Origin of the sequence: Pseudomonas sp. RW10S2 (assembly GCF_014268985.1) — a bacterium.
Classification (GTDB): Bacteria; Pseudomonadota; Gammaproteobacteria; order Pseudomonadales; family Pseudomonadaceae; genus Aquipseudomonas; species Aquipseudomonas wayambapalatensis.
This window is the reverse complement of sequence record NZ_JABWRO010000025.1, coordinates 43,061-49,852: the sequence shown is the minus strand read 5'-3', so window position 1 is coordinate 49,852 and position 6,792 is coordinate 43,061. Positions and strand designations below refer to the sequence as shown.

Below are 6,792 nucleotides of genomic sequence, written 5' to 3'. Positions count from 1 at the left end.
TTTTTCGCGGGCAAGCCCGCTCCTACACGAGCGCAGCAATCCTCAGCGATGCAGCCGCCACCAATACCCCCACGCCAACGCGCTGATCCCAGCCCCCAGCCCACACACCGCGCCCCACCCCCACGCCCCGTAGACCCAGCTCGCTGCCACCGCCCCTGCCCCGCTGCCAACCGAATAGCAGCACATGTACGCGCCAACCAGGCGACTGGCCATCTGTGCACGCCCGGCCAGCAGCAGGCTCTGGTTGGTCACATGCACCGCCTGCACGGCCAGGTCCAGCATCACCACACCGGCCACCAGGGCCAGCAACGACTGCTCGACGAACAGGCTCGGCAGCCACGACAGTGTCAGCAGCCCCAGCGCCAGCCCCGTGGTGCGCTGCCCCAGACCGCGATCGGCCAGGCGCCCGGCACGCGAGGCGGCAAGGGCGCCGGCGACACCGGCCAGGCCGAACAGGCCGATCTGGGTGTGGGTCAGTTGCAGCGCACTCAACGGCAGCACCATGCTGCTCCACAGCACGCTGAACGCCGCGAAGATCAGCAGCGCGAACACACCCCGCTGGCGCAGCAGCCGATCATCGCGCAGCAACACCACCATCGAACACAACAACGTCCGGTACCGTTGGCGCTGCCCCGGCGGCCGTGCAGCGGGCATACGCCAGCCGAGCAGCGCCACCATCAGCAGCACCAGCCCGGCAGCTGCGAAATAGACGCCTCGCCAGCCGGCCAGGTCAGCCACGACACCCGCCACCAGCCGCGCCAGCAAAATGCCCAGCACAATGCCGCTGGTGACCGCGCCCACCGCCTGCCCCTGCTGCGCCGGTGTCGCCAGGGTGGCTGCCTGGGCGACCATCAACTGCACCACCACGGCCATCAGCCCGACCATCCCCATGGCCGCCAACAGCGCCGCCCAATGCTGGGCCAGGCCGACCGCAACCAGCGCCAGTGCCGACAGCAGCAACTGCGCGAGGATCAAGCGCTTGCGGTCGAGCAGATCACCCAGCGGCACGATCAGCAGCAATCCCAGCGCATAACCTGCCTGGATTGCGCCGACCACCCACCCGACCTGACCACTCGGCACGCCCAGGCTCTGGGCCATGGACTCCAGCAGCGGCTGGGCGCAGTACACCGTAGCCACCGCCAGTGCGCAGGCTGCGGCCAGCAGAAGGGTCAGGCCGCGCGTGAGTTGAAACGACGACGCTTCGTGGGCAGATGACATGCAGACTCCTGGAAATCTGGTTTTAAAATAAAACCACAGGCTGGATTTCTAGCAAATCTGGTTTTAGTCTGCAACCACAGTGACAGATCCGGAATGAGCGATGCTCGACGAAAACAACAGCCGATGCCCCGTGGCCCGAGCCCTCGAAGTGCTCGGCGACCGCTGGGCACTGATGATCCTGCGCGACGCGTTCGATGGGTTGCGCCGCTTCAGCGCGTTCCAGAAGAACCTGGGGCTGGCGAAGAACATCCTCGCCACGCGACTGAAGCTGCTGGTGGAAACAGGGCTCATGGAACTGCAGCCGGCGTCGGATGGCAGTGCGTACAAGGAATATGTGCTGACAGAGAAAGGCCGCTCGGTGTTTCCGATCGTGGTGGGCCTGCGTCAGTGGGGGGAGCGCTTTCAGTTCGAGGCGGGCGAGGCGCGTTCGGTGCTGCTGGACAATGCCAAGGGCGAACCTGTGGCGAAGCTGGAAGTGCGGGCGCGGGATGGGCGGTTGCTGAGGCCAGAGGATTGTCGGCGGGCTTGAAGGTGTTCTGGCCTGTCAGGGCCTGTTCGCGGGTACTCCACTGTCCTGGAGATCAGTGAAGTACCTGCAAGGCCAGCGTGTTTGTCAGTCTTTGCCCAACAAACGCGCCAGCCCCTCGGCGATCGGGGTCGCCTGGGGAAAATCAAAACGCGCCAACAGCCGGTGGTTGTCCGCCCGCGAGTGGCGGATATCCCCCGCGCGCGCCGGGCCATGGCTGATCGTCGGCAAGCTGCCAACCACCTGCTGCAATGCCGCAAGCAAGTGATTCAGCGAAGTCGCCTGGTTCAAGCCGATGTTCACAGCGCCCTCTTCCACCTGCGGCTGCTCCAGCGCCTGCACCATCACCTGCACCAGGTCGCCGACATAGAGGAAGTCGCGGGTCTGCTCGCCATCGCCGAACACGGTGATCGGCAAGCCCTTGGTCGCACGCTCGCAGAAGATGCTGATCACCCCCGAGTACGGCGACGAGGGATCCTGGCGCGGTCCGAAGATATTGAAGAAGCGGAACACCACCGGCTCCAGCCCATGTTGGCGGCGGTAGAAGTCCAGGTACTGCTCGCCAGCCAGCTTGTCCACGGCGTAAGGCGTCAGTGGCGCCTTGGGCGTGTCCTCGGTGATCGACTGGCCTTCGCCATTGTTGCCGTAGACCGCCGCGCTCGAGGCGAACAGCACCCGGCGCACACCGTTGATGCGCATCGCCTCGCAGACGTTGAGGGTGCCGATGAAGTTGCTCTGGTGGGTCTTGACCGGGTCGTCCACCGACGCCTGCACCGACGCAACCGCAGCGAGGTGGACCACCGCTGCGCAACCGGCGGCTGCACGGGTAACCAGTGCAGTGTCGGCAACATCACCTTCGATCAGTTGCAGGCGCGGATGGTCGATCTGTAGGTTGCTGCGCTTGCCGGTGGACAGATCATCGAGAATGCGCACCGCATAGCCTTTGTCGAGCAGCGCATCGCACAGGTGGGAGCCGATGAAACCAGCTCCGCCGGTAATGAGGATGGGGGCATCAGCCATGACGATAGAAACGGTCCAGTAAGGGCGGCAAGCCGGCGCGCCAGGCACGGGGCTTGATGCCGAAGGTGTGAAGGATCTTCTTGCAGGCCAGCACCGCATGCTGCGGCTCCTCGCTGGCATCCGGGCGCGCGGCGTGGGCCTGTGCGGTGGGGGCCTGCACGGCCAGCTTGTGCCACTGCGCTGCCTCGGAAAGGATAGCTTGTCCCAGCGCCAAGGGTGTGGTCGCCTCGTTGCCGGCGTAATGGTAGGTGCCCCACAGCGGCGCGTCGCAGTCCAGCTGCTTGATCACCGAGAGGATCACCCTGGCAGCGTCGTCCACCGGCGTCGGGTTGCCGCGGCGGTCATCGGCCAGCAGCAGCTCCTGCGGTTGCTCGGCGCGAGTCAGGAAACGCCCGAGTGCGCCGTCAAGGCTTTCGTCCAGCACCCAGCCGAAACGCAGCAGCACATGTTGCGGGCAGGCCGCACGCACGCTCTGCTCGATACGCCACAGCGCCTGGCCACGCAGGCCCAGCGGCACCGGCTCGTCCTTCTCGCTGTAGGAAGTGGCGCGCGAACCGTCGAACACGCGGTAGCTGGAGGGCTGGACCAGAGTGATCTCGTGGTGCTGGCACAGTTCGGCCAGACGCTCCACGGCACGCTCCTGAAGGGCCAGGCGCTGTTCGCTGACCGACTCGGCCTGGAACCAGTCGAAGTAATAGGCCAGGTTGACCAGGGTGTCGGGGCGGTGATCGTCGAGCAACTGGGTGAGGCTGGCCGGATCCCAGCCCTCGTCCGGCGGGCGCGGAGCCAGGAACGCGATGTCTTCCTCGGCCCCAAGACGAATCAGCGCTTGCCCGAGGGCATTGCCACCACCCAACAGCATCAGGCGCATACGCATAGAGTCAGCAGGTCCGCTCAGATCGATTAAGGGAAAGGGGTCATTTTGCGGTTTCCGCCTGGGGAAGTCCAACCCTTGGGGTTCGCTTGTCTTTGTGTGGGAAATTTCCAATAGGCATCGAAGATTTCTCTGTCGCTCACATAAAACCGGTCTTGCACCACGGCAGACGAAAAACCTGAACTAATAGTAGAAGCCGGGGCATGGCAGCCCCGTGTGCGCACCCGACAATCAGGAGAATCACCATGGCGTGCCTGCTTCGTTCTTCACAACGCTTCACAGCCGTGAAATTTTCTCGCCCCTCTTTTGCGCCTTCGGAAACTACCCGATACTGCGCGGCAGTTGGCCACTACAGACTGTATTCACCGCAGTCAGGCCAACGCACTCCAGCTGTCGGCCGGCACGGAACGCCAACACAACAATAACAAGGAAGGTTTCCCATGCAGGATTCCGAAGTCGCGTACCTGGAATTTACCCAGGACCAAGCCGATGCGCTGTTCGTCGCCAGTCAATCCCTCGCCCGACTCGGCGGCCCGGAAGTCTTCGGGGCGGCTGGCAAGGCACGGCAATCTGCCGAAACGCTGGCAGGATCGCTCGCCCCCCAGCAACAGGCAACACTGCGGCGCTTCGCCGACGGCACGCTGTCGGCACTGATGTACCGCGGCATGACCAGCCCGGACGACGACCCCATTCCCGAATACCTGCCTGAACTGCAGGGCCTGGAGCACGACCCCCGCTGCCTCTACCTGGCCTCGCGCAACCAGATCCTGCTGGAACTGGTGCGTTACCGGGCGTTCGCCTTCGATATCGACAACGAAGGCAAGCAGGTGCGTCTGGTCGGCAACTTCAAGGGCGGCGGCAGCCAGCCGCGCCCGGAGGAGACCCGCGACACCCGCGTGGAACTCAGCTCCCACGCCGGTCTGCGCCTGGGCCCACACACCGAAGCTCCGTACAACTGCTCGGTGATCGCTCGCGATGACCATTCGCCTGCGCCCTCTGCACTGATCCTCACCGCGCGCTGGAACCCGGCGAACGAGCCAACCCACGTCATCCCCATGCGCGAGGTCATCGAAGGCTTGGGCAGCCTGCATGCGCTGGCGCTGACCTCGGCATCGTTCGACTTCACCCGCAGCGACTGCTTCGTCGCCGGCAGCGGCGAACCGGAGCAGGCCACCGCGATGCTGCAGTTCGACGCCAATGGCGGCTTCGCCCTGCGCTACAACTCGTACCGGTTCTCGCTCAACGACCAGGCCAGCGACCTCGCCGCCCAGGCCTTCGACGCCTTCCAGCAAAGGGTCGCCGAGACACGGCCACGGCCCTTCGTGCTGCAACCGGACACTGCTTTGGTGATCAACAACAACCGCGCCCTGCATGGTCGCGACATCGTCCAGGACAACCGTCGCCTGCTGGTGCGGCTGTTCGGCTACTCCCCCTTCGCCCAACCTCGGGTGATCACTCCGGATCCGCTGCTGGTGCGCGGCTGAATAAAAGGAACGTGCGGTAATGATGGAAATCGATGTCTCCCTGCTGCTGACCCTGGCGTCGGTGGCGCTGATGGCCGGCTTCTTCGACGCCATCGCGGGTGGCGGCGGGCTGATCACCCTGCCGGTACTGTTCGTCGCCGGCATCGACCCGTTGGCGGCCATCGCCACCAACAAGTTCCAGGCGGCCTCGGCGACGGTGTCGGCCACCGTCGCCTTCGCCCGCAAGGGCATGATCGACTGGCAACGCGGCCTGCCCATGGCCGCCATGGCCTTCACCGGAGGCGCCCTCGGGGCGCTGTCGGTGAGCCTGGTGCCCAAGACGTTCCTGCAGGCCTGTGTGCCGGTGCTGCTGATCCTGGTGGCGGCCTACTTCGCCTTCAGCCCCAAGCCCGACGAGCACGAGCGCAAGGCGAAGATCTCCAACGCGGTGTTCTGCCTGACCGCCGCACCGCTGATTGGCTTCTATGACGGCGTGTTCGGTCCCGGGGTGGGTTCGTTCTTCATGCTCGCCTGCGTGATCCTGCTCGGCCAGCACCTGCTGCGCGCGGTATGCAACAGCAAGCTGCTCAACGCCGCGTGCAACCTGGGCGCCCTCTCGGTATTCTCGCTGAGCGGGGCGATCATCTGGCCCCTGGCCCTGGCGATGGCCTGTGCCGCGTTCATCGGTGCGCAACTGGGCGCACGCTGCGCGGTGCATTTCGGGCCCAGGCTGATCAAGCCGTTGCTGGTCTGCGTGTGCTGCATCATGGCCCTCAAGCTGCTGCTTGGCGCAGGCAACCCGCTCGGCGAATGGCTGCAACATCAGTTCCTCTAAGGAGCGCCATGGACTTTGCGAACACCTCCGAGCAACGCAGCACCTGGCAGTACGACGAACCCGCGCCGGGCACCGAAGGCTTCATCGACGAAGCCTTCGACGGTTATCAGCAACAGGCACGCCTGCTGCTGCCCGACAGCGAGCGGGCACCGCCGCTGTTCGTGGTCGGCGGTGCACGCTCGGACTTCACCCGCCTCAACCCGCTGCTCTATCGCCTGCAACGCCAGGGCATCGGTTCGCTGACCGGCAACCTGTCCGGCCACAGCAAGGCAAGCGAGCCCGGCGCCAGCGCACCGACACTGGCGATCAACCTGCAGGAGGCCCGGCGCTTCCACCGGCATATCGCCGAGCGCTGCCGCACCCTGGTCGGCCACAGCCTGGGCGGCGCGATTGCCCTCAAGCTTGCGGCGCAACTGCCAGACATCGACAAGCTGGTGCTGATCTGCCCGGCTGTCTACCCCGATGACGCCCACGACGCGCCGTTCGGGCCGGCCTTCAGCGCGGCGATCCGCAAGCCCTACGCCTTTCTCGACTGTGACAGCTACGCCTTCCTGCGCCAGTTCCAGGGGCGGGTACTGCTGGTGATCGGCGAGTACGACGGCCTCAACTCCCAGACCCACGGCCAGGGCCCCGGCACGTCGGCCGGCACCCGCCTGCTGCGCGGTGTGCAGCGCTACAGCCCGATCCCGGAGGAAGTCACCCATGCGCTGCTGCGCTCGGTGCCGGCGCCCCATGTGGAGTGCCTGTTGCTGACCGACTGCGACCACGGCATCGCCGCGCACCTGCGCGATGCACCGGAAATTGCCGATCAGGTGGCCGATGCGGTGGCGGCGTTCATTCTCGACCAGGGGTGACA

General features: G+C 65.6%; 7 protein-coding genes. 4 read left to right on the top strand and 3 right to left on the bottom strand.

Features of this window, described 5'->3' with window-relative positions:
* Positions 1–42 precede the first annotated feature (42 nt).
* Entirely contained in the window at positions 43–1,218 is a 1,176-nt protein-coding gene (locus HU729_RS08270) for an MFS transporter (RefSeq protein ID WP_186709507.1), read from the bottom strand.
* Positions 1,219–1,318: 100 nt separating this feature from the next.
* Between HU729_RS08270 and HU729_RS08265 the strand changes: the two genes are divergently transcribed.
* A complete protein-coding gene (locus tag HU729_RS08265) occupies positions 1,319–1,747 on the top strand; it encodes a helix-turn-helix domain-containing protein (protein ID WP_186670296.1) in 429 nt (142 codons plus the stop codon).
* An 84-nt stretch (positions 1,748–1,831) separates the two neighbouring features.
* On the opposite strand, the gene HU729_RS08260 is transcribed toward HU729_RS08265, so the two are convergent.
* The gene (locus HU729_RS08260) at positions 1,832–2,764 is read right to left on the bottom strand and encodes an NAD-dependent epimerase/dehydratase family protein (RefSeq protein ID WP_063542505.1); all 933 of its coding nucleotides are present in this window, start codon (positions 2,762–2,764) and stop codon (positions 1,832–1,834) included.
* Positions 2,757–3,641: a sugar nucleotide-binding protein gene (locus tag HU729_RS08255; RefSeq protein ID WP_186670295.1), complete on the bottom strand. Its 885-nt coding sequence runs from the start codon at positions 3,639–3,641 to the stop codon at positions 2,757–2,759. The genes HU729_RS08260 and HU729_RS08255 overlap by 8 nt, the downstream gene beginning before the upstream one ends.
* A 437-nt stretch (positions 3,642–4,078) precedes the next feature.
* Between HU729_RS08255 and HU729_RS08250 the strand changes: the two genes are divergently transcribed.
* From HU729_RS08250 to HU729_RS08240, 3 genes are read left to right on the top strand one after another with little or no spacing between them, the layout of a single operon-like run.
* Positions 4,079–5,122 (top strand): hypothetical protein, encoded by a 1,044-nt coding sequence (locus HU729_RS08250; RefSeq protein WP_186670294.1) that lies wholly within the window; start codon positions 4,079–4,081, stop codon positions 5,120–5,122.
* Between the two features lie 19 nt (positions 5,123–5,141).
* Positions 5,142–5,936 (top strand): TSUP family transporter, encoded by a 795-nt coding sequence (locus HU729_RS08245; RefSeq protein WP_186670293.1) that lies wholly within the window; start codon positions 5,142–5,144, stop codon positions 5,934–5,936.
* A gap of 8 nt (positions 5,937–5,944) precedes the next feature.
* On the top strand, positions 5,945–6,790 hold the full coding sequence (locus HU729_RS08240) for an alpha/beta hydrolase (RefSeq protein WP_186670292.1): 846 nt from the start codon (positions 5,945–5,947) through the stop codon (positions 6,788–6,790).
* The last annotated feature ends 2 nt before the right edge of the window (positions 6,791–6,792 follow it).

Bases quoted from the DNA above. Each gene is read 5' to 3' on its own strand.
- HU729_RS08270 (WP_186709507.1), bottom strand. From the start codon at position 1,218: ATGTCATCTGCCCACGAAGCGTCGTCGTTTCAACTCACGCGCGGCCTG.
- HU729_RS08265 (WP_186670296.1), top strand. From the start codon at position 1,319: ATGCTCGACGAAAACAACAGCCGATGCCCCGTGGCCCGAGCCCTCGAA.
- HU729_RS08260 (WP_063542505.1), bottom strand. From the start codon at position 2,764: ATGGCTGATGCCCCCATCCTCATTACCGGCGGAGCTGGTTTCATCGGC.
- HU729_RS08255 (WP_186670295.1), bottom strand. From the start codon at position 3,641: ATGCGTATGCGCCTGATGCTGTTGGGTGGTGGCAATGCCCTCGGGCAA.
- HU729_RS08250 (WP_186670294.1), top strand. From the start codon at position 4,079: ATGCAGGATTCCGAAGTCGCGTACCTGGAATTTACCCAGGACCAAGCC.
- HU729_RS08245 (WP_186670293.1), top strand. From the start codon at position 5,142: ATGATGGAAATCGATGTCTCCCTGCTGCTGACCCTGGCGTCGGTGGCG.
- HU729_RS08240 (WP_186670292.1), top strand. From the start codon at position 5,945: ATGGACTTTGCGAACACCTCCGAGCAACGCAGCACCTGGCAGTACGAC.